Below are 22,448 nucleotides of genomic sequence, written 5' to 3'. Positions count from 1 at the left end.
CCCGCATGCCCAGCCAAGCCGCCGTGGACAACAAGGCGCTGAACGACCTCGAACTCGCCCAGGAACGCGCCGTCCTCGAATCCAGGCCACAGCGCCTCGTCTTCGAGACCACCAACCGCTGCAACCTGCGCTGCGCCATGTGCGGCCAGTCCCACCGCGACTTCGTGGGCCGAGACCTCCAGCCCGAGATCTTCCGCAAGACCGAGCCCTTCTGGGACACCGCCCACGACGCCTCCCTCTTCGGCTGGGGCGAACCCCTCATGAACAAGCACCTGGGCGACTACTTCGACCTCCTCGCCCCCAGGGGGCCGCGCATCTTCGTGCTCACCAACGCCATGCTCCTCAAGGACGACATGATCGAGCGCTTCCTGGCGGGCGGCCTGGCCTTCCTCAACTTCTCCGTGGACGGCGCCAGGGCCGAGACCTACAACCGCATCCGCAAGGGCGCGGACTTCGACACCGTGGTCGCCAACATCCGCAAGGTGGTGGAGCGCAAGCGCGCCCTGGGCGCGGCGCACCCGCACATGCGCATGGTCTTCGTGGGCATGCGCTCCAACGTGGAGGAGTTCCCAGACTTCGTGGACTTGGCCGCCGAGCTGGGCATGGACGAGGCCAAAATGGTGCACATGATCGCCTACGGACGCGAGATGGTCGACGAGATCCTCTTCGACCACAAGGAGCTCACCAACGCCGTCCTCGACGAGGCCCTGCGCCGCGCCAAGGCCCACGGCATCCGCCTGACCATCCCCGACCGCTTCGACCTCTCCGGCAAGCCCCTCCTGGAGCCCGCCGCCGCGCTGCACAAGAAGTGCCCCCGCCCCTGGGAGGAGGTCTTCGTGCAGTCCGACGGCAAGGTGCGCCTGTGCATGCTCTCCAAGGACATCATGGGCGACCTGAGCGTCGAGGGCGTGGAGGACATCTGGAACAACGAGCGGTTCCAGGCCGTGCGCGCCACCATCAACACGCCCCGGGCCATGTCCACCTGCGCCAAGTGCCCCCAGTACAAGGAAATGAACGTCAACGACCGCGCCGCCTTCATCCAGGTGGAGACCACCCTGCCCGGCACCCGCGACGCCGCGCCGCCCCAGCCCGACGCCGCGCTCTCCGGAGAGACCCGTTGAAGACGGCCGTGGTGCTCTGCGCGGGCCTGGGCACGCGCCTTCGCCCCCTCACGGACACCTGCCCCAAGCCCATGGTCCCCGTGGCGGGCGTGCCCGTGCTGGAGCGCACCGTGCGCCACCTGGCCGCCCACGGCTTCACCGACGTCTGCGTGAACCTGCACCACCTGCCCCACATCGTGCGCGCCCACTTCGGCGACGGCGGCGGCTTCGGCGTGCGCCTGCACTTCTCCGACGAGCCCGAGCTCCTGGGCACGGCCGGGGCGCTCAACGCCTTCCGGCCCCTGCTGGGCCAGCCCTTCCTGGTCTGGTACGGCGACGTGCTCTCGGCCTTCGACGTTTCGGCCCTGATGCGCGCCCACGAGGCCTCGGGCGCAAAGGCCACCGTGGGCCTCTACCGCGTGGACAACCCCACCCAGTGCGGCCTCGTGGACCAGGACGGAGCCGGGCGCATCACCCGCTTCGTGGAAAAGCCCCCCGTGGCCTTCACCGACCTGGCCAACGCGGGGGTCTACGCCTGCGAGCCCGCCGTGCTGGACTTCGTCCCGCCCCGGGGCTTCTCGGACTTCGGCAAGGACGTGTTCCCGGCCATGCTCGCCGCAGGGGCCGCGCTCCACGGCCACGCCATCGACGAACCGCTCATCGACGTGGGCTCGCCCGAGAAGCTTGAGCGCGCCAACGCCCTCTACGCCGCACCCGGAGGACAGCCGTGAACCGCACCTGCCTCGCCCGGCAGGCCTTCGACAGCGAAGCCTTCGCCGTGGACTACTACCGCGTGGTCAACCCCGCCCCCGAACCCCTGGGCCGCGAGCTGGACGCCCTGGCCGGCCCCTTCATGGCCGACGCCAAGCTCGACGCCCAGGACATCGAGGGCTCCAAGGCCCTGCAGCGCCTGGGCTTCCGCAAGATCTGCACCCAGCCCGCCTTCGTGCTGGACCTGGCCGGAGCGCGCGGCGCGGCCGCCGGAGAGCCCCAGGCCGCCTGCGCGCTGCCCGAAGCGGACCTGGCCGCCCACGCCGCCAACTTCCCCTTCAGCCGCTTCGGCCTGGACCCCATGATCGACCCGGACGAGCGCACGCGCCACCAGGCCCGCTGGATCGCCAACACCATGGCCTCGCCCGACGTGCTCAAGTTCCTGGACCACGGGGCCTTCGTGAGCTTCAAGATCAGGGACGCGGCCGCCGTCATCGACCTCATCTCCGTGCTCCCGGCGGCGCGCGGCCGGGGCTCCCTGCTCCTGGGACGCCTCAAGGCCTGGGCCGCCGCCAAGGGGCTCAAACGCATCGAAGTGACCACCGAAAGCGAAAACGTCCCGGCCTGCCTTTTCTACCAGAAGAACGGCTACCGCCTGGAGCGCGCCAGCGTGGCCCTGCACATGCGGAAACTGGGGTAGGGTGGAGAAGAGTGGATTAGAGCAGGAGAAGCCCCGGGGACTTGGCGGGCGAGGCTGGAGTAAAGAGAAGCCTCCGGCGGCCAAAGGGCTTCGCCCTCTGGACTCCCAAGTTGGGGGTCGGTGAATGCGCGACAGGGCTCGATGCCGCTGGAGACGGCCCGCTGAACGGCGCAGAAATTTTCGAGGCCGGGCTTAGAGCGCCCGGCGACCGGATGAACAGCCCGGGGCCAACCCGACACACGAAACGATCAATCATCCTCCCCGCCCGCCCGGGGGACGCGACGAAACGGACGACCAGCAAGTGGCCACCATCCTCTTCCTCCAGCGCGACGGCTACGAAGCCTTCGGCCCCATGTACCTCTCCGCCGCCCTCAAGGCGCGCGGGCACCGGGCCGACGTGATCGTCCAGGCCGAAGAGGGCCGGGGCTTCTGGGACGCCGTGGGCCGCGCCGGGGCCGACGTGGCCGCCTTCTCCATCATGAGCGGCGTGCACCAGTGGGCCGCCGACGCCGCCCTGGAGGCCAAGCGCCGCTTCGGCCTGCGCGTGGTGGCGGGCGGGCCGCACTGCACCTTCTTCCCCGAGTTCATCCAGGAGCCCGGCATCGACGCCCTCTGCCGGGGCGAGGCCGAGGACGCGCTGGCCGACTACCTGGACGCCCTGGACGCGGGCGGCGACGGCGCGGGCGTCCCGGGCTTCCTGGTCAAGACCCCCGCGGGCGTCATCGAAGCCGACCTCCACCCCCTGCGCGCCGACCTCGACGAGCTGCCCCCGCCCGACCGCACCCTCTACGCCGCCCGCTACCCCGCCCTGGCCGCCGGCTCCGGGGCCGAGGTGATGCCTGCGCGCGGCTGCCCCTACAGCTGCAGCTTCTGCTACAACAAGCTGATCCGGGGGCTCTACAAGGGCAAAGGCCCCTACATCCGCCGCCACTCCCCGGGACGCGTGCTGGAAGAAATGGAATCCCTGCTCCGGGAGCGCCGGGGCAGCCTCACGCATTTTTCCTTCGTGGACGACCTCTTCGTGCAGGACAGGCCCTGGCTTGAGGAGTTCCTGGCTGGCTACGCCCTGCGCGTGGGCCTGCCCTACATGTGCTCCGTACGCGCCAACCTGGTGGACGAATCCCTGGTGGACCTCCTGGCCCGCTCCGGCTGCAGGATGGTCTCCTTCGGCGTGGAGAGCGGCGACGACGCTTTGCGCAACGACGTGCTGGGCAAGAAGATCTCGCGCGCCCAGATCGAGCGCACGGCGGCGCTCCTCACGGCCCGGGGCATCGTGTTCTCCACGTTCAACATGTTCAACCTGCCGGGCGAGACCCTCGATAAGGCCCTGGAGACCCTGCGCCTCAACCAGGCGCTGGGGCCGCTCAACCATCCGTGGTCCGGGCTGTTGCAGCCCTACCGGGGCACCGGCGTCTACGACCAGGCCCTTGCCCTGGGCCTCATCGGGGCCGCCGAAAGCGGGGCGCGCCGCTTCGACAGCCCCACCGTCCGCCAGCCCGACACCGAAGCCCTGGACGCCTTCAGCGCCTACTTCTACTGGATGTCTCGCCACCCTGCCCTGGAGAGGGCGCTCCTGCCGCTCACGCGGCGCAGGGCGAGGCCCCTGGAGCGCCTGGCGTCCCTGGCGGCGTCGCTTGCGCGCCACACGGCCCTCAACCGGCCCTTCCAGGGTTGGGGCGCGCTGGCCTCCGGCCTCACGGCCGGGCTCAAACGCATCAAAAGCTATCTGTGATCCCGCGACATCGAGGACGCAACGCATGATCATCGCCAAATCCCCGGTCCGCCTGAGCTTCGGCGGCGGCGGAACCGACCTTCCGGCCTATTACGAGGAACACGGCGGGGCCGTGCTCTCCGTGACCATCGACAAGTACTTCCACACCGTGCTCCAGGAGATCCCCGGCCGCGAGATCGAGATCTCCTCCTCGGACTACCAGCTCCACCAGCGCATCGCGGACCTGGACCAGGCCAACCTCAAGGACGCCCTGCGCATCCCCAAGGCCATGCTGCGCCACTTTGGCATCCGCTCCGGGGTGCTGTTGCAGCTCAAGAGCGACATCCCCCCCGGCTCCGGCCTGGGGCTGTCGGGCGCTGTGGCCACCAGCCTTGCGCGCGCCCTGGGGGCCTACGCCGGGCAGGCGCTGGACAAGGCCCAGGTGGCCGAGCTGGCCACGCACATCGAGCTGACCGTGCTTGGCCGACCCATCGGCATGCAGGACCAGTACGCCTCGGCCCACGGCGGGCTCAACTTCCTCACGTTCGACGCCTCGGGCACGCGCGTGGAGCCCGTGGCCCTCGCCCGCGAGCGCCTGACGGAGCTGCGCGCGCACCTGATGCTCTTCCACACCGGCTCCTCGCGCGACTCCGCGCGCATCCTGGAGGGCCAGCGCCAGGCCACCAGCGGCCGCGACCAGTCCGTGCTGGACGCGCTGCACCGCGTGAAGGAGACGGCGCACCGCATGCGCGAAATCGTCACCTCCGGCGACATCCCGAGCATCGGGCGGCTGCTGCACGAGTCCTGGCAGCAGAAGAAGCGCTTCTCCTCCAAGGTCTCCAACCCCGAGATCGACCGCTACTACGAGACGGCCATGGCCCACGGCGCCCTGGGCGGCAAGATCACGGGCGCGGGCGGCGGCGGGTTCCTGCTGGTGTTCGCCGATCCCTCGGCGCACACGGGCATCAGCCGGGAGTTGACCGCCCTGGGCCTGCAGGAGCTCGACTTCGACTTCGAGGACGGCGGCTCCCAGATCACCCTGGACAGCGCCGGGCGCTTCAAGGCCACCATCACGCCCGAGGGCTACCTGCTGGGCATGCGCGCGGTGGTCAGCCGCCTGGACAAGCGCCAGATCGGACGCATCGCGCAGCTCCTGCACGAGGCCTACGAGGCCGACAAGCAGGTGTTCATCATGGGCAACGGCGGCTCGGCGGCCACGGCCTCGCACTTCTGCTCGGACCTGGCCAAGACCGTGGCGGTGAACGGCAGGCGGGGCTTCCGGGCCATCCCGCTCACGGACAACATCCCGCTCATGACGGCCTGGGGTAACGACGTTGGCTTCGAGGACATCTTCTCGGGCCAGCTGCGCAACCTGCTCAACCCGGGCGACGTGGTGATCGGCATCTCGGGGGGCGGCATGAGCCCCAACGTGATCAAGGCCATGGAGCTGGCGCGGGAGCGCGGCGCGCGCACGGTGGGCCTCACGGGCTTCGCCGGGGGCAGGCTCAAGGACGTGGCGGAGGAGTGCTTCATCGTGCCCTCGGAGAACTGCCAGTTCATCGAGGACGTGCACATGATGCTGGTGCACCTGCTGACCAGCGTGGTGCGCGAACGCCTGGCCGGGGAGCAGGGCCTGGCCTGAGGCCCGACGCGCGCCTCCCGGGAGTTTTCAGATTTCAGTTGACGCGGGAGTCTTGAACAAGTAGATGCAATTCTCTTGACAGCGCGAGGCCGTGCGGGTACAGGGTTCCTCCGCTCACGCGGACGGGCCGTTAACTCAGTTGGTAGAGTACCTGCCTTTTAAGCAGAGAGTCGCAGGTTCGAATCCTGCACGGCCCACCATATCGCGTCCCCATCGTCTAGTGGCCTAGGACGGCGGCCTCTCACGCCGCTAACAGGGGTTCAAATCCCCTTGGGGACGCCAACAAAATCAACCACTTGCCAACTTGGTAAGGGTTTCGAGCCGGGGCATGTGTAAAATCACGTGTAAATGCCCCGGCTCTTTCTTTTCCTCTAGCCGTTAGCCGCAGACTCCATGGCTGCGGGGTTTCCCCCTCCAAAGATCCCCTCCAGAGGATTGTTGCTGAAGCCAAGCCGCCGAATGTAGCCGTTAGTGGTGGTCATGGCTTGGTGCCTAAGCACAAACTGAATCTCCGGCATTGGAACGCCACTTGCGGCCAGCAGGGAGGCCGTCAGGTGCCTGAAGCCATGAAAGCCGAAGTAGCGGACCCCTGCGCGACGGCACAGCCGTTTCATGAGGTGTTGTCGACACTTGTAGGGGGCTCCATCCTCAGTTCGGGGGAAGACATACTCCCCCCGTGCCTTCCCCCTCAAAGCTTTGAACGCCTCGGCCAGTTCCCCGGTCATGCCAATCCAATCATACTGCATGGCACCGCCTTTGCGCTTTCTGGTGCCTAGCCGGACCTTCCTGCCCTCCAAGTCCACGTCATCCCATCTCAACCGGCATATCTCCCCGCGCCGCGCTGCCGTATGCAGTAATGCCATGAGGAAGACACGGTCCTCGGGGGTGTTGGCCGCACCAATGACTTTTTGAGCATCAGCTAGCGTGGGGATGTGCTTGGGCTTCTGGTCCACCGGGTGCTTGTCCGTGAGGACAAAGGGGTTTCGCTCCAGGAAGTTCCGGTGCTTGATCCCCCAGTTCCAAGCCGCGATCAGGTTCTTGCGGTCCTTGTTGGCCGCACAGGGAGTCCTTCGCCTGGCTTCGCGCCGGAGGTACTTCATGGCAACCAAGCTAGTCAGTTGCCCTACCTCGGCCTCAGACCCCACAAACTTACAGAACCGCTTGCACACTGCCAGCTTCTCCTCGGCGAAGGTCTTTGCCGTGAGCAGAGGTGCCATGTGGTCGAGGTACTCGTTCAGCCAATCAACCACAGTCAAGAAGGCCGTATCGGTTACGGTCGGATTCTCGGCCAGTTCCCGTTGCTGCACCTCCCACCTTTTTGCGTCTGCCTTTAACTTGAACAGCTTGGTTTTCCTTTGTCCGTCGATCATGACCGTGGCTCTCCACAGTCCGCTTTTTTCCTCGTAAGGCATGGGCGTTTTCCTCAAGTCTTCGCGTGAGCAAGTTTTCAAAGAACAAGAGGCGTCCGCGCGCGACAACTTGGCATCCGCCCAATTCGTGCTTCCGACGGTACACCGTCTTGACGGAGCACTTCAATGCTTCGGCGACTTCTTCCACCGTCAGAGTTTTGCCAAGTTCATCAAGCAATGAAACACCTCTGGGAGCGATCCTTTGAAAAGGAAATTCGCATGTCGGCCCAAAGGTGGGAATTTTTTAACTGGGATTGGACCAGTATGAGCTGTTTATACTGGTGAGGTGCAGACGATTAATCCGATGGTCCTTTGTCTTCCTCGTTGGGGTTCAAGCATTCTGAACTGCTTGCTGGAGCTGAATCTATAGTATGTTCTTTTATTGGAGGCGCACATGGGTCGCCCAAAACTATTCTTTTGAAATCGGAGCCATTTATATCTGGAGCGGAAACTTCATTTAATTGGTATATCGATGGAATTTTATAAATTGTTGCAGTGTTAATCAGCATTTCTTTCAGTTCGACTTTCCTTCTTAACTTCTTCATTTTAGTTCCAAACTCTCGGTAATGTCTTGCTAAAGACAGAAAATGGATGAGTCTGTCGCTAAATGGTGCGGTACTCTTTTTTTTACAGGGTTTATGATTGTGAATGCTGCGCATAGATGCCAAACGTCTCGCTTGGATTGGTAGAAGTCGATTAAATATTGCCTTGAGAAGTACTTGTCTTTTATATTTTCCGACACAAGAACATCTTGATATACTTTAATTGCATTTTCAATGCTCGGAGACATGTCTGTGTGAAACTTGCTTATAGATTCTATAAGGCGCAAAAGTTTTCCTGCGGCATGTACGGCATTAAGCCGAGTGCATATTTGGTCATATACATCGAATTCATTGCCCTGCAAAGAAGCAAACAAGAAAGAAATCGCTTCTTTTTGGTCATAGTCTTGCTCAGTTGATTTGCCATTAGTCGCGCGCATGTGATTCCAGCGATAATACTTGTATAAAAAGATACTTTTTTGGACTTCTTCGTCTTCTGGTGCAAGCATGTAGCTATAAATAAGGTACCAGTTTTTACGGTAACTATCGTAACTTTTGATGGGAATAGAATTGATCATTCTTCCTCCAGGATCGAGATCAGCCTTGCTAGGCTTGACTTGTTGGTCAACCCGCAACCGCAAAATCCAAAAAGCTTTCCGGGAAATAGCCCGTGTAAGCAGTTCCCCTGTCCCTTCCGGCACCTCGGTTATCCTGTTCAGTCTACACCCATCATACTAGTATACAAGTCATTATTTCAAGGCGTTATCTCCCTAAAAAAGCGATGCCTGGGCAATGGCAGGCACACGCCATGCCAAGTGGCCAGGGAGAGGGCAGGTTCAAGAGCCATGCCCTGCATGATGGACCGCATTGTCGGTTGAACTCTATTCCGTAAGCGAGGAGACTAATGCAAAAGCAGTTTGGCTTTGAAAATGTTGTCGAAAAGCTTCTAAAGAAGCATCACGTCAAAGTTGTAATGGCTGAGGACGGAAAGACGTATATTCGGTTTCGCCACGGGCCCCTGCACTTGGCAGTTCCGGTAGCCTCTAAACGCGCACCGACAATCGTGACACAGCTTGCCCGTGAGCATCTTAAAATTAGAATTACGAACGCTCAGGCAAAAGGGCTGCTAGAGATGCTTGAAGGCGTGGCCATGCTCACGCCAGGAAAGCCTGTGCAGGTTTTCCGTCGTGTGGGAGAGGTCAAGGGGACGACCATCGTGCTCCTCGACGTGGACGCGGGCCTTGTCGCGAAAATCAAAGACAGCGGCGTCAAGGTTGGCAAGGGGAGCGGCTGCACGTTCTATTTCTCGGGGAATGCCAAGCCCCTTCCCGAGCCCGACATGGACGCGGACCCGGCAATGGTGCTTGAGGAGTGCCATGGGCTGACCAGCTTGAGCAAGAAGGACTTCAACCTCTTCATCCTCCTGGTGCTCTGTTCGTACTCGCCCTACGGTCCTTACCTTGTGGGCATCATCCTCGGCGAGTCGGGCACGGCCAAGTCCATGCTGGTCAAGATGTTCAAACACCTCACCGACCCCGAGAAGGCCCTTACGCGCAACCTCCCTGCCAATGAGCGCGACTTGAACGCCGCAGCCATGAATGCCCACGTGATCGCTTACGACAACGTGTCGGCACTTCCCCCGAAGATCTCCGACGCCATTTGCCGCACATCCAGCGGCGGCGGTTCGACCCGGAGCATGGGGCGTGGCGACGAGGATGAATTGGTATTCTGGGCGTGCCGCGTCTACCTGCTCAACGGCATCGACAACTTCGTCGCAAGGGACGACCTCATCCAGCGCTCAGTACATTTCCACACGAACCGCATCGAACAGGACCAGCGCGATTGCGAGCGCGAAATCTGGCGCAAGTTTGAGCGCCTTCGCCCGAAACTTCTCGGGGTCATCTTCAAGGCCATCGCCCACGGCCTGGGGCATGTCCACGAAGTCGACCTGTCGGGGAAGTTGCCTCGCATGGCCGACATGATCAAGTGGGCCGTCGCAGCCGGAGGCTACTTCGGCTGGTCTGCGAAGAGGATCGTTAGGGCCTTCGAGGAAAACCAACACGCTGCATTCGTCTCCTACGCGGAAACTGACCTTGTCGTGGCTGCTGTTGTGACGCTTGTCCAACAGAAGGGCGAAATCAAATGCTCCCCGACAGAACTCCACTTCCGCCTGGGCGAGATCGTGAAGGACATGGCCAAAGCCCTTGGCCGTTCGATCAAGGATTATCCCCCCACCCCCTCGGCATTGGGAAGCCGTCTTAGGCGCTCTGCTGAAGCCCTGAAGATGTGCGGCGTTGAGTACAGTACGTCGACACCCCATGAAGGTCGGATGGTGCATTTGCAGCTGAAAAAGAAAGACAGCGAAGCATAGGGTGCTGCATTAACAGTATAAGTACGAGCGTTTGACTTGACATCGAGCGCTCGTACTGCCTTGTAGTGCGTCACAATTGCAAGCATGCGCTGGCCAGCACGTTGTTATAATAACGCAAGTATTACATTGCAGGGGTACATATGAGCACCATGAGTGCCAATTCAATAGACGTTGCATGTTGTTCTCTTTGGAGAACAACCATCAGCATGCTGTTGCGCTGTCGCGCCGTAGCGCTTTCACTCGTCACAACCTGTGTTGGAAAGAACATTGTGGCCAAGGTCTATGAGGAAAGGCGTGCCATTCGATGGGGATTGCCAAAGGGAAACCAGCCGCAACGGCAGCACCCTCCCAAGCCCAGGGATGACAACTACTACAGGGGGCGTGCTCGCCGTGTACACGCGGTGCTGAGGCTGCTTGAGTCTCGGATTTTTCCAAGACCTAAGTACTTCGTGACCCTGATTTTCCCGGACAAGCTTCCCTTCAAGCGCCTGACCCGCAAGACCCCGGCAGCAACTCAGCGTCAGCTCCGGCGGCTGTTCAAGTCCTTCACGGACCGTTTCCCAGACGGCTACCTGCTCTGGTCAATCGAGTACGTGGAAGAGCGTGGCGTGCATGCACACGCCGCGTGCACGACCGGCACGGGCATCACCGAAATCAAGCTAGCCACATGGTTCTCCGCTCACTGGTGGAGGGTGTGCGGCTTTGACGACGAACGCGCCGTCGACGTTCGCGAGTACGACTACGGCGACCAGGACGGAACGCACGGCGGTTACATGGCCAAGTTCAGCAAGCTTAGCCACAAAGCCGATTTGATCAAGTGCTTTGGCTCACTGAGGACTTTCGGAGTGGTCGGCAAGAAGAACATGCCGCTGCAGGAGCCCATCGTGCACCACATTAGCCTCGAAGAGCTTGAGGAACTGAGGGCTCCGCTGCTTGAGTATATCAAGCAGCGCCGGGACAAAATACGCGCAAGTGGCTTGTCGGAAAAAGAAAAGGCCAGGAAGATTTCCGGGCTCAAAAGGCAGTTCGACAAAATCAAGAGCAACTTTTGTCAGCACTTCTTTGACTTGAGCGAAGACCTGCATGAGATTGTCAGGAGTAAGCTGCGCGAACTTTGCAACAGGCGTGCTCGTGCCGCTGTCGCGACGGCGCAACGGGCACGCAAGAGGCATCAAACCCACCATTCGACGCTTTCAAGGTAGCTCGGTGGCTTTACTGAACTAGGTGTCCTGGGGGGGGTGCCACGTGCATGTCGCTACGACCGAAAGCCTTCGTAGACGGCTCAAGCGCGGTCCCTACCCCCTCTCCAGGAGGCACGTCGAAACCGCTTCGATTGTCACCATTCAAGTTATTGTAGATGAGTTGTTGTGGGCTAGCCAGGATGTCATACTGTAACAGCAAACAACATGAATGACTAACGCAATATAGGCAACATTTTAAGCAGTTTACAATGCACTAGTTCTATGATACTGTAAAGTCATCACAATAAAGCGAGTGGCTTTGCAATGTTTCCAAGATATGAACTGCCACTGTTTGAGGGCAACAACTACGAAGTTGGCTACCAACACGCCGAATGGTGGATTGGATACCTTCGACGACGAAAGTGCAAAAGTTATCACGATTACTACCGAAGATTACTAACGCGCTGCTGGAAGCCTCGATTCAAACCCCTCTTTAATAACACCCTCGACGCCTACCCAGAAATCATCTTCGAAATTCTTGGGATGACTCAAGCCCTCATCGAGGCTGGCTACAAGACCTCCCCCCTGCATGTTTTCGCCAACTGCCTTGGCGAGACCGGATACAAGGGGTCCCAGTGTACCGCCTTTGTCGCTGTCGACAAGGATGCCGTTATTCTTGCCCACAACGAGGAGGAGAGCGAAGTTTCGCCCCTTTGCATAGCGAATGTCACCATAGCCGGGAAACGCCAGTCAGAGAGCTTCCTGGCGGCATCCTACCCATTCCAGCTATTCGGGTCGGCCTTTGGGGGAGTCAACCGGCACTTCGCATTCCAGGGAAACTCGATCGGCTACGCCAAGCACATCAAGAGCATTGAGGCGACTTGGTCCGATCGCCTTCCTAAAACTGTATTTACGCGCAAGTGGCTTGAATTCAATGCGCTGGAGGACGTTTTGGAGATGTGTTCTCAGTGGTTGTTTAGCCTTCCGAGTCACAGCTACTTTATCACCAAAGACATGGCATATTCTATTGAGGTCCGCCCTCTTGCCAAGCATATTTGGAAACCGTTAGACCAAGTTGCGCTTAAAGAAGTGCATGGTCTTCACTGTCACACAAATCAGTTTATTAAAGAAGGAGAGGTTGACTGTGGATGGGTCTGGAGGACTCGTTCTGACCAGGATGAAAGCTACAAGCGGTTAGTGTTTGTCAGAGAGTGCTGTAGTGTTCATAAGCCTGTTGATGCACTCGGCGCGATGAAGGTCATGTCGACTGTTGCGAGTCATAAGCATTATATAAAGAAAACATCGGCCTCGTTTGTTGTAGCGGCGCATAGATGTGGCTTTAGTGCTAATGTTGTTGCAGGTTTCAATGGTTGTCTGTATAATGAAGATTTGCGAAGTGCAATGCTTTGAGTTTGTTGATGAGCACTGAATAATCATTTCAATCACAAGGAGCTTGCCATGAAAATGGTCGACGTTTGTGCGGCTAGTGCTGGCACGAGTAAAGTCATGAGTAAGGATGAGGCTGATGCTTTAAGTATTATTCGCAAAGTAGGGGCCAAGATTGCAAGGTCAAAAGGCGTGGGAAGCGCTTTGATGCTTAATGGGGCAATTGAAATTGTAGCAGGCGCATATATTGGTAAGAAGCCTGACTTGATTGACTACGCCAAAAATATAGCTGGGAGGGCTCTCTCTTCGTGGTAATTGTGGTCGTTAAGACGGAGTCTCAGCCGATAGAGTTCATGAAAACATTTCGGACTTCCTGCTCTCCGATGCCGAGATATTTGAGTGTCTGCCGCTGTGTGGCGTGGCCAAATGCGGTCATTAGGGTCGGCATGTCGACACCGAACGCCGTGCGCTGGTGGTAGCCCCACGTCTTGCGGAGGGTGTGCGCCCCGAAGTTCCCCTTGATGTTGATTGTCCGACACCACCGCTTGACCATGCCGTTGATGGCGATGGGCGTGATGGCCTGCCCGCCACGTTGTGACCGAAACAGCGGCTCGTCGTCGTCAGCGTCGAGGTTGGCGAGGTGCCGACCGATCGCTTTAACGCACTCATTGTTCAAAACCACTTGCCGGACCTTGCCGGTCTTCTTCTCTCGCAAGTCGAACGAGTCGCCGGGTTTGAGGCTCCGCACTTGACCGACCGTGATCCTGGTGAGGTCGCTGGCGCGGAGATTGGTGTTGATGCCGACCACGAACAAAGCCAAGTCGCGCGGCTTGCTGGACAGGATCTTTTTAATGGCGCGAATGTGCTTGGTTTCGCGGATGGGCTCGACGGTGATGATTGCCCCTTTCGGGGGGTGGTTTGGATTGGCCATGGCCCTCCTCACTTTTTACTAACTTTTGTGTGTATTTTATCAGAAAGTTAGCCAAAAAGCGAGTGATGACTTGGATCGCGCGGCAGAAAATGGCTGAGAAGCAGCGCTATTGCTTGGCTGGCGGCGGTTGGCGACTCGCTAACTTTCGCGTCAAAGTTAGTGAGTTTTGGCCGTCGACCATTTCCCCAAAAGGGGGGCGGAGGCCTAAAGCATGCCAACAACTACTTTTCATTTTCTCTAGCGTGGAATACCAAGGATTTGCTTGCCTTTTGGTAAGACTACGCAGGATCACCACGAGGGGATATGAGGAGAGGCTTGGCAGTGATCAGTTCTAACACGCCCCCCCTTATCACCACTGGCGTGGTCAGCAGAAATGAGGGCCACCTCGCTGGATCGGAGGCTTACCCCACATGAGCGATATCAAGCTCTTCAGCCGTCAAGGTGATTCCGTTTCCGAGCTCCCTTCTCGCGATGCCACTGTCGAAAAATGGCTCCAAAACCTCATTGAGGGGCACATGGAGACTTTTCTCGGTGTGCGCTTCCTGGCAACAGAGTACGTCACCGGCAAAGTCCATGGCGGCCGTATTGACTCCCTCGGCATCGACGAGAACAATTGCCCGGTCATTATCGAATACAAGCGACGTTCGGATGAGAATGTTATCAACCAGGGCCTGTTCTATCTAGACTGGCTTATGGACCATCGCGGTGAATTCCAGCTCGCCGTGCTGAAGAAGTTCGGCCAGCAGACCGCCGACGCCATCGACTGGGCTGGCCCACGCCTTCTGTGCATCGCATCCGATTTCACCAAATACGACGAGCATGCGGTTCAGCAGATTGGCCGGACCATCGAGTTGATCCGCTACCGGCTTTTCGGAGATGATCTCATGCTTCTGGAGAGGGTAAACGCGCCAGCGGCGACAGCTTCGCCCTTTGCCCCAAAGCCTAAGCCCACCAAAGGTGAGACTAAGCCGCCCGAGAATGAAGAAGTGGTCGTCATTCCGGAAAACCTGGCCGGTCTCTTTGAATCTCTGCGCACCTTCATCCTAGACCTGGGTGACGACATTGAGGAGAAACGCCTCAAGCTTTACGTGGCCTTCAAGAAAATCAAGAACTTCGCTTGCGCGGTGCCAGGGAAAGCCAAAGGAATCATCTGGCTCTACCTGAAACTGGACCCGAAGACGGTTCCATTGCGGGAAGGATTCATTACCGACGTAAGCGGCAAGGGGCACTGGGGCACCGGAGACCTGGAAATCCAGTTGCGCACCGAAGCTGATCTCGAAAAAGTGAAAGCGCTCATTGAGCAGAGCTATCATAATAATTAATCAAACTTGCTCAGGGGGCTTTAGTGGAACCTGCGTTTACAATCCCTTTGTCCGAGTATTCCGTCATCGCCAGGCTTTCAAAAATATTCAGGAAGAATAACGGATATTCATTGTACATCCCAGTTAGCAGGCAGGAAAAGGACGTTGACTTTATCCTCTTTAACACTGTCAGGAATACAAGCCTGAGGTTTCAAGTTAAGAGCTCCCGGTCTTATATCAATGACGAAAAGATGATGAGCAAAGGGCACGCGCGGTACAATCTTTGGTTCAATAATTTTATTGGCAGATATGCGCCTGGTGCCGCAGACTTTTATGTTCTTTTTGGATTGTATCCAATATATAATGGAGAAAGCTCCATCCACTCCAAACATAAGCACTGGGGAGAAATATTACTCTTCTTTTCAGATGAAGAAATGAAGGCCACTCTTGATATGGTGCTAACAAAAAAAGAACAAAAGCCAGATCGTTTTTTTGGCATAGGATTCGACGATTTGACTGCCATCAAAGGCCTTCGTGGATTCTTAACTCCTCGTGATTTTACCATGCATTTATTGGATTCAAAAGCAGAAGACATACGAAACGCCATAGAAAAGCAATAAAATGCCTACATCAAGTAAAAATCCGTCCAATTAAGAGGCACACGTATGATATCGAACGGTAAGCAATCTGGCCAGGACGCAATCCTCAGCGCCAGCGAGATCGGTGTCGATCCCGAGCAGCTCTGGCAGACTGCTGACAAGCTTCGTGGCTCAATTGACGCGGCTGAGTATAAGCATGTTGTACTTGGCCTGATATTCCTCAAGTACATCTCCGACGCCTTCGAGGCTCGTCGCGCTAAATTGGCTGAGGAACTTAAAGCAGATGGTATCGAAGCCAAGGAGGCTGAAAACCTGCTTGAAAGCCGCGACGAATACACCGCTGAGAATGTCTTTTGGGTCCCACCGGAAGCTCGGTGGACCAATATCCAGAATCAGGGCAAGCAACCCAACATTGCCAAGCTCATCGACGACGCCATGTATGCCATTGAGTGCGACAACCCCAAGCTCAAGGGTAAATTGCCCCGTGACTATGCCCGGCGTGGTATCGCGCCAGAACGTCTCGGCGGGCTCATCGACCAGATCGCATCCATTGCCATCGGCACTGACGAAGCACGGGCCAAGGACATCCTGGGCCGCGTCTACGAGTACTTCCTCGGCAAATTCGCCGCCGCAGAGGGCAAACTGGGCGGTGAGTTCTTCACTCCTCGCTCTGTCGTCCGCTTGCTTGTTGAAATGATAGAGCCTTACGAGGGCCGTGTACTCGACCCGTGCTGCGGGTCAGGTGGCATGTTCGTCCAGTCGGAGAAATTCGTAGAGGCTCACGGTGGGAGCCAGCGCAATATCTCCATCTTCGGCCAAGAGTCTAACCCGACTACCTGGCGGCTGGCCCACATGAACTTAGCTATCCGTGGCATCGAAGCCAACCTGGGCGAACAGCCCGCAGATAGTTTCGTAAGAGACTTACATCCCGATCTTAAAGCTGATTACATTCTTGCCAATCCGCCATTCAACGTCTCCGACTGGTCCGGCCAATTACTCCGCAATGATGTGCGCTGGAAGTATGGCGTTCCTCCAGTTGGCAACGCCAATTACGCTTGGATTCAGCACTTCATTCATCACCTCGCCCCTCCCAACGGCCGCGGGGGCGGTATCGCGGGCTTCGTTATGGCCAATGGTTCGCTGTCTTCAAGCAGTGGAGGCGAGGGCGAAATCCGTCAGAATATCATCGAAGCGGATCTGGTCGATTGCATTGTTGCCATGCCGACGCAGCTCTTCCTAACCACCGGCATTCCGGTCTGCCTTTGGTTCGTTAGCCGCGACAAGACCGGAAAGAAACTCAAGCCAGCAGGCCGTGACCGCCGAGGGGAGACGCTATTTATTGACGCTAGGCAGATGGGTGAGATGGAAACCCGAACCCTTCGAGTCTTATCGGGACGCGATGAATATCCCCTACCGCCCGACAGCGACATAGGCAAGATTGCCCGCACATACCATGCCTGGCGCGGTGAACCCAATGCGGGCAGCTATGAAGATGTCCCCGGCTTCTGCAAGTCCGTTAAGCTTAATGACATTCGGAAGCACGGCTATGTCTTGACGCCAGGCCGCTTCGTCGGAGCAGCCGAGATTGAGGAAGACGGCGAACCATTCAAGGAAAAAATGCAGCGCTTAACGGCTGAGTTGCTGGAATACTTCGCAGAATGCGAGCAGCTCGAGAGCCAGATTAAAGAAAATCTAGTTGGGATTGTCTATGGGGACTAAGTGGCCTCTCGTACCGCTGGCAGAGCTTGCAGCAAACGATAAAGGAGCATTTGCGATTGGCCCCTTTGGGTCTCGCATGAAATCCGATGTCTACGTGCCTGAAGGAATTCCAGTTATCCGGGGTTTGAATATTACCGGATCCCGCTGGCTTAAAGATGACTGGGTGTATGTCACTGAGGACTTTGCGAATGGCATCTCCAACAGCATTGTTAAACCAGGCGACTTGGTCTTTCCACATCGCGGAGCTATCGGAGAGGTCGCACTAATCGAGCACCAACACGGTCGAATGGTCCTCTCAACTAGTATGATGAAATTTCGCCCTGACTTAGGTCTGGCAGACAGCAAATTTCTCTACTATTTCTTTAGATCTGCACAAGGGAGAGCAGAGATATTGCGATTTGGTTCGCAAGTTGGAACTCCGGGGATAGGTCAACCACTCACGTCCTTGAAACAATTCCGTGTGCCCAAACCCCCGTTGCCTATGCAACAAAGAATCGGAGGACTTCTTGGCTCCCTCGATGACAAAATTGAGTTGAACAGACAGACAAACAAGGTGTTGGAGGCGATAGCGCGGGCGATTTTTAAAGCGTGGTTCATCGACTTTGAGCCGGTCAAGGCCAAGGCTGGTGGCGCGACTCGATTCCCCGGCATGCCCCAGCAGGTTTTCGACCAACTGCCTGGCAAATTGACAGAAACAGGACGTGGCCGTGTGCCCATTGGATGGGCTGAGGTTACTTTGTCTGATCTGTTTACGTTGATCGGTGGTGGAACTCCCCAGCGAAAAGTTCCTGGTTACTGGGGCGGCAACATCCCTTGGTTTTCAGTGCGAGACGCGCCGGGCGAGCATGAGGTTTGGGTTATCGACACCGATGAGCATATTACTGAAGCAGGCGTTCAGAACAGCTCTGCTAATATCATGCGAGCCGGCACCACGATAATTTCGGCACGAGGCACTGTTGGAAAGCTTGGTTTGATCGCTGTACCCATGGCCATGAACCAATCGTGCTATGGAATTCAGGGCATTAATGGAGTTGGCGATTTTTTTGTATACTTCACAATTCATAATGCAGTAGTTGAACTTCAGCAACGTAGCCACGGATCTGTGTTCGACACCATCACGCGGAGAACATTTGACACTATACCAAGTGTACTCCCGCAGCCAGAACTCCTAGATGCTTTTGAGAAAACGGTGGCACCTTTTCTCCTTCTCATGAAAAAAATGAAATTTGAGACTCATGTGCTTACTGAATTGCGAAATGCACTATTGCCGAAACTTATTTCTGGCGCGATAGAGTTACCAGGTGCGGGGCGATGAGCAATGGATGACAACTCAACGAGAACGCCCGTGGTGCTACCTGCTTGCCGTGAACTTCTTAATTCACACCCCGAGTCGCTACGAATCCGTGAGCAGGTTGAGGCGCTGGAAGCTGCTGTACCGGATCGGCCAGGAGTTGTAGTTTCGTTCTGCAGGACAATCATCGAGACGACTTGCAAAACTATCCTCACGGATCGTAGCGTGTCCATAGATTCCACATGGGAGGCACCGAAGCTCGTCTCTGAAGCACTGAAGTATCTCAATCTCGGGCCAATTGAAGATGGTGGCGTAGATGCTAAGCTGCGCGGCGGCGCTGAATCATTGGTCCGCGGCATCAATCAGATTGTCCAAGGCGTATTCGAAATTCGGAATGCACATGGCTCCGCAGCTCACGGGGCGGATGCATACTCGCCGCTTCTCGATCCTCGTTATTCTGAAATTCTTGCAAGAGCGACAGATGCCTTGGTTGGCCTCCTGTTTAAAGTACACCTACATTCGGCACAGCGAGATCCGCTGGAGCGATTTAGATATGGTGATCACCCAGATTTTGATGAGTTCATCGATAGCGACTTTGGCCCCTTAGAAGTGCTGAAAGTACCACTAGCTGCCAGTGAGGCGCTGTTTCGGACTGATTTTCAAGCATACCGTACTGCATTAGTTCAATTCAAGCAGAACCCGGAATCCAATGCCGAGAAGCCCGTAGACGAGGAGAGCGCAGAATGAACGAGAGCATTGTTGAGAAGGCTGCGCTTGGATGGTTTGAATTCCTCGACTACGAAATCGCCAGAGGTTCAGACATCTCTCCTGGCTCGGATAAGCCTCTGAGGGACAGCCACGAGCATGTCGTCCTTGAGCATCGACTTCGAGCGGCACTGAGAAAGGTCAACGACCATCTTCCAGAAGACGCCATAGGTCAGGCCGTTCGGCTGGCCACGCGCCCTCCCGAGACGACGCTGAATCAGAATAATCGCTGGCTCCACCGCCTGCTAACTGATGGTATCGACGTGGAATACCGAACCCCAGAAGGCGAGACACGTGGCGACAAAGCTTGGCTGGTTGACTTTGCGCAGCCCGAACGCAACGATCTGCTTGTGGTGAACCAATTCACTGTCAAATGTGGCAATGGCACCCGTCGCCCAGACCTGGTCATATTTCTCAACGGCTTTCCGGTAGTCGTGATTGAACTGAAGGACCCGACCGACGAGAAGGCGGATCTTTGGAAGGCCTTCCGACAGATTCAAGATTACAAACAGCATATCCCGCCGCTATTCGTCTACAATGAGTTGTTGGTGATCAGCGATGGAGACACGACGAGGGTTGGCTCGCTGACGGCAGGGGCGGACCGGTTTTCGCCTTGGAGATCCATCGAGGACTGCCGCGAACCCGGGCGGCCGTTACTAGAAGTGCTCATCAAGGAGTTGTTCAAACCATCACGGTTGTTGGACTATGTCCGACACTGCGTGACATATGAGGATGACGACCGAAGCGGCGAGATTATCAAGAAGGTGGCGGGCTATCACCAGTTTCGGGCTGTACGCAATGTGCGGGCGTCGGTGAAAACAGCGCTTAAACCGTTGGCCGGTGAGGGCGACGGTCGAGGTGGTGTGGTCTGGCACACGCAGGGCTCGGGCAAAAGCCTTACTATGTTGATGCTGGCTGGGGCACTGATTGGAGACGAGCAACTTGCAAACCCCACAGTAGTCGTGGTGACTGATCGCAATGATCTGGACGGACAACTTTTCGGCACCTTTGCGTCTGGACGGACGCTGCTCCGACAGGAACCTGAACAGGCCTATAGCCGGGAAGACCTTGCCGCCCGACTTAAGCGTGCTTCTGGTGGCGTAGTATTCACGACGATCCAGAAGTTCGCGGAGCGTGGCGCAGCTATTAGCGAACGATCAAACATTGTCGTCATGGCTGATGAGGCCCACCGTAGTCAGTATGGTTTTCTCGACGGCGGCGCTCGTTGGATGCGGGATGCACTCCCTAACGCGACATTCATCGGTTTCACGGGCACTCCACTGGAGGGTGACGACCGCAGCACTCCGGCTGTCTTCGGCGATTACGCTGATATCTATGACATCCGCCAGGCTATTGAGGACAATGCGACAGTCCCCATCTTCTATGAAATGCGCCTAGTGAAGCTACTACCGGACGAAGCAGGCATCGTTGAAGCCGAGCGTATGTTCACCGCCGCCTGTGAAGCGGAGAAGGAAGGACTTGAGGTCTCGACGGATATTGAGGTCCCGTTAGAGGAGTTAGTTGGCGCGAAGGAAAGGCTGGAACTGGTGGCCAGGGAGATCGTCGAGCACTTCGAGAAGCGGCGTGAAGTGATCGAAGGCAAGGGCATGGTGGTATGCATGAGTCGCAGCATCTGCATGGAGCTGTACGACGAAATCGTGGCTTTACGTCCAGATTGGCACTCGGCTGAAGATGATTCAGGTTTCATCAAAGTTGTAATGACTGGCTCAGCTGGCGAAGGCGAACGAGTAGCACAACACTCTCGGACCAAGGCTAGGCGGGAAGCCCTGTCAAGGCGATTCAAGGATCCCGAGGATAATCTCCGGCTCGTAATTGTCTGCGATATGTGGCTAACAGGATTTGACTGCCCGCCGATGCACACCATGTATCTTGACAAGCCACTTGCCTCCCACAACCTGATGCAGGCAATAGCCCGTGTGAACCGAGTATTCGGTGAGAAACCTGGTGGCGTGGTTGTGGATTTCCTAGGGATTGCGGACCAGCTTCGTGATGCCGTTCAGACTTACACCCAAGCTGGTGGTGAAGGCAGCCCCGTAGAGGACATCCAGAACGAGGCGGTGCCACTGATGGAGCGTCAGTTCGAGGCGCTGAAAGATTTCTTCAACGGGTTTGACTATCATGGATTCTTCCACGGGAGTGAAGCGGACCAACTGCACGCTGTGTCGGCTGGAGCAGACTACGTTTTCAAACAGGATGAAGGCAAAAGACGTTTCATGACGATGGTCGCGTCGTTATCCAAGACGTTCGCACTTTCTGTACCCCGATTGGAGACTGAGGCCATCCGGGACGATCTGGCGTACTTCCAATCAGTGCGGTCAGCAATTCGCAAACGGCTAGTGAACGATGGCCCACCACCTCCGCCGGATACACGAGCTGCTGTGCGGCAAGTGATCTCAGGTGCAATAGCATCTGACGGTGTTATCGACCTCTTTCGAGCTGCTGGCTTGCCCGATCAAGACGTCGGCATCCTGTCCGAGGATTTCCTGGAACGCCTGGCTACTTTGCCGCAAAAGAATCTTGCCCTGGAGACCCTGCGCAAGCTCCTCAACGACCAGATACGTAGCCGAGAGCGAGTCAATATCGTTCAGTCGAGAGGATTCCGCGAATCGCTGGAGGCGACACTTACTCGATATAACAATCGGGCACTCACGACGGCCCAGGTCATCGAGGAACTAATCGGCCTAGCCAAAGCCATACGGTCAGCGGTTCATCGCGGTGAGGAGTCTGGACTCAGCGAAGAAGAGGTCGCATTCTACGACGCTCTGGCAGACAACGAATCAGCGCGTGACGTGATTCAGGACGGCACGTTGAAGCTGATAGCCCGTGAACTTGCCGATCGGATCAAGGCGAAGGCGTCGCTGGACTGGACTCAGCGCGAGACGGTTCGGGCTGATATGCGGCGGACCGTACGCCGCCTGTTGACCAAGTATGGCTACCCACCAGACGCACAGGAGTCGGCAACACAACTGATTATCCGACAGGCTGAACTGATGGCAGAAGGGATCGTGGGCGATTGAGAGCGTGTAAATCGTGTGTAAAACGCTTGTCCACTTGCGGGATTCCGTGGCCAC

At 57.4% G+C, this 22,448-nt stretch carries 20 protein-coding genes and 2 tRNA genes; 18 read left to right on the top strand and 4 right to left on the bottom strand.

Annotated features, from left to right (window positions below):
* The first annotated feature begins 5 nt into the window (after positions 1–5).
* The 7 genes from ACV4UX_RS00310 to ACV4UX_RS00280 all read left to right on the top strand — a co-directional run bounded on the left by ACV4UX_RS00310 (position 6) and on the right by ACV4UX_RS00280 (position 6,146).
* The gene (locus tag ACV4UX_RS00310) at positions 6–1,121 is read left to right on the top strand and encodes a radical SAM protein (RefSeq protein ID WP_491591341.1); all 1,116 of its coding nucleotides are present in this window, start codon (positions 6–8) and stop codon (positions 1,119–1,121) included.
* Complete coding sequence (locus tag ACV4UX_RS00305) at positions 1,118–1,831, top strand: nucleotidyltransferase family protein (RefSeq protein ID WP_491591340.1); 714 nt, start codon at positions 1,118–1,120, stop codon at positions 1,829–1,831. The genes ACV4UX_RS00310 and ACV4UX_RS00305 overlap by 4 nt, the downstream gene beginning before the upstream one ends.
* Complete coding sequence (locus ACV4UX_RS00300; RefSeq protein ID WP_491591339.1) at positions 1,828–2,511, top strand: GNAT family N-acetyltransferase; 684 nt, start codon at positions 1,828–1,830, stop codon at positions 2,509–2,511. Before ACV4UX_RS00305 ends, ACV4UX_RS00300 begins: the two co-directional genes overlap by 4 nt.
* A 301-nt stretch (positions 2,512–2,812) precedes the next feature.
* The gene (locus ACV4UX_RS00295; protein ID WP_491591338.1) at positions 2,813–4,243 is read left to right on the top strand and encodes a B12-binding domain-containing radical SAM protein; all 1,431 of its coding nucleotides are present in this window, start codon (positions 2,813–2,815) and stop codon (positions 4,241–4,243) included.
* A gap of 25 nt (positions 4,244–4,268) precedes the next feature.
* Positions 4,269–5,864: an SIS domain-containing protein gene (locus tag ACV4UX_RS00290; RefSeq protein WP_491591337.1), complete on the top strand. Its 1,596-nt coding sequence runs from the start codon at positions 4,269–4,271 to the stop codon at positions 5,862–5,864.
* 124 nt (positions 5,865–5,988) lie between these two features.
* Positions 5,989–6,064 (top strand) — tRNA-Lys (locus ACV4UX_RS00285).
* A gap of 6 nt (positions 6,065–6,070) precedes the next feature.
* Positions 6,071–6,146 (top strand) — tRNA-Glu (locus ACV4UX_RS00280).
* 89 nt (positions 6,147–6,235) lie between these two features.
* On the opposite strand, the gene ACV4UX_RS00275 is transcribed toward ACV4UX_RS00280, so the two are convergent.
* The 3 genes from ACV4UX_RS00275 to ACV4UX_RS00265 form a co-directional block, all read right to left on the bottom strand.
* Positions 6,236–7,276: a tyrosine-type recombinase/integrase gene (locus tag ACV4UX_RS00275; RefSeq protein ID WP_491591336.1), complete on the bottom strand. Its 1,041-nt coding sequence runs from the start codon at positions 7,274–7,276 to the stop codon at positions 6,236–6,238.
* 293 nt (positions 7,277–7,569) lie between these two features.
* A complete protein-coding gene (locus ACV4UX_RS00270) occupies positions 7,570–7,818 on the bottom strand; it encodes a hypothetical protein (RefSeq protein ID WP_491591335.1) in 249 nt (82 codons plus the stop codon).
* Positions 7,819–7,847: 29 nt separating this feature from the next.
* Positions 7,848–8,513 carry a hypothetical protein gene (locus tag ACV4UX_RS00265; protein WP_491591334.1) on the bottom strand — a complete coding sequence of 222 codons (666 nt, stop codon included), beginning with the start codon at positions 8,511–8,513 and terminating at the stop codon, positions 7,848–7,850.
* Positions 8,514–8,716: 203 nt separating this feature from the next.
* Here ACV4UX_RS00265 and ACV4UX_RS00260 point away from each other — a divergent pair, with 203 nt between their 5' ends.
* From ACV4UX_RS00260 to ACV4UX_RS00245, 4 genes are all read left to right on the top strand, one after another.
* Complete coding sequence (locus ACV4UX_RS00260) at positions 8,717–10,183, top strand: AICE element replication initiation protein (protein WP_491591333.1); 1,467 nt, start codon at positions 8,717–8,719, stop codon at positions 10,181–10,183.
* A gap of 449 nt (positions 10,184–10,632) precedes the next feature.
* Complete coding sequence (locus ACV4UX_RS00255) at positions 10,633–11,385, top strand: hypothetical protein (RefSeq protein ID WP_491591332.1); 753 nt, start codon at positions 10,633–10,635, stop codon at positions 11,383–11,385.
* A gap of 303 nt (positions 11,386–11,688) precedes the next feature.
* Positions 11,689–12,774 carry a C45 family peptidase gene (locus tag ACV4UX_RS00250; protein WP_491591331.1) on the top strand — a complete coding sequence of 362 codons (1,086 nt, stop codon included), beginning with the start codon at positions 11,689–11,691 and terminating at the stop codon, positions 12,772–12,774.
* A gap of 48 nt (positions 12,775–12,822) precedes the next feature.
* Complete coding sequence (locus ACV4UX_RS00245; RefSeq protein WP_491591330.1) at positions 12,823–13,065, top strand: hypothetical protein; 243 nt, start codon at positions 12,823–12,825, stop codon at positions 13,063–13,065.
* A gap of 22 nt (positions 13,066–13,087) precedes the next feature.
* Here ACV4UX_RS00245 and ACV4UX_RS00240 read toward each other — a convergent pair whose 3' ends face one another.
* Entirely contained in the window at positions 13,088–13,681 is a 594-nt protein-coding gene (locus ACV4UX_RS00240; RefSeq protein WP_491591329.1) for a tyrosine-type recombinase/integrase, read from the bottom strand.
* A gap of 410 nt (positions 13,682–14,091) precedes the next feature.
* Between ACV4UX_RS00240 and ACV4UX_RS00235 the strand changes: the two genes are divergently transcribed.
* From ACV4UX_RS00235 to ACV4UX_RS00205, 7 genes are all read left to right on the top strand, one after another.
* Entirely contained in the window at positions 14,092–15,003 is a 912-nt protein-coding gene (locus ACV4UX_RS00235; RefSeq protein ID WP_491591328.1) for an endonuclease NucS domain-containing protein, read from the top strand.
* A gap of 23 nt (positions 15,004–15,026) precedes the next feature.
* Complete coding sequence (locus ACV4UX_RS00230) at positions 15,027–15,602, top strand: hypothetical protein (protein WP_491591327.1); 576 nt, start codon at positions 15,027–15,029, stop codon at positions 15,600–15,602.
* 45 nt (positions 15,603–15,647) lie between these two features.
* Positions 15,648–17,300, top strand: coding sequence for a type I restriction-modification system subunit M (locus ACV4UX_RS00225; protein WP_491591326.1), 1,653 nt, complete (start codon positions 15,648–15,650; stop codon positions 17,298–17,300).
* A 76-nt stretch (positions 17,301–17,376) separates the two neighbouring features.
* Positions 17,377–18,615, top strand: a complete 1,239-nt coding sequence (locus tag ACV4UX_RS00220) for a restriction endonuclease subunit S (protein ID WP_491591325.1) — start codon at positions 17,377–17,379, stop codon at positions 18,613–18,615.
* A 7-nt stretch (positions 18,616–18,622) separates the two neighbouring features.
* Positions 18,623–18,757 (top strand): hypothetical protein, encoded by a 135-nt coding sequence (locus ACV4UX_RS00215; RefSeq protein WP_491591367.1) that lies wholly within the window; start codon positions 18,623–18,625, stop codon positions 18,755–18,757.
* Positions 18,700–19,338, top strand: coding sequence for an abortive infection family protein (locus tag ACV4UX_RS00210; protein WP_491591365.1), 639 nt, complete (start codon positions 18,700–18,702; stop codon positions 19,336–19,338). Before ACV4UX_RS00215 ends, ACV4UX_RS00210 begins: the two co-directional genes overlap by 58 nt.
* Positions 19,335–22,394 (top strand): type I restriction endonuclease subunit R, encoded by a 3,060-nt coding sequence (locus tag ACV4UX_RS00205; RefSeq protein WP_491591324.1) that lies wholly within the window; start codon positions 19,335–19,337, stop codon positions 22,392–22,394. Before ACV4UX_RS00210 ends, ACV4UX_RS00205 begins: the two co-directional genes overlap by 4 nt.
* The last annotated feature ends 54 nt before the right edge of the window (positions 22,395–22,448 follow it).

The organism is Fundidesulfovibrio sp., assembly GCF_058402725.1.
The sequence above is the reverse complement of the archived record's forward strand: the minus strand, read 5'-3'. Positions and strand labels throughout refer to the sequence as shown.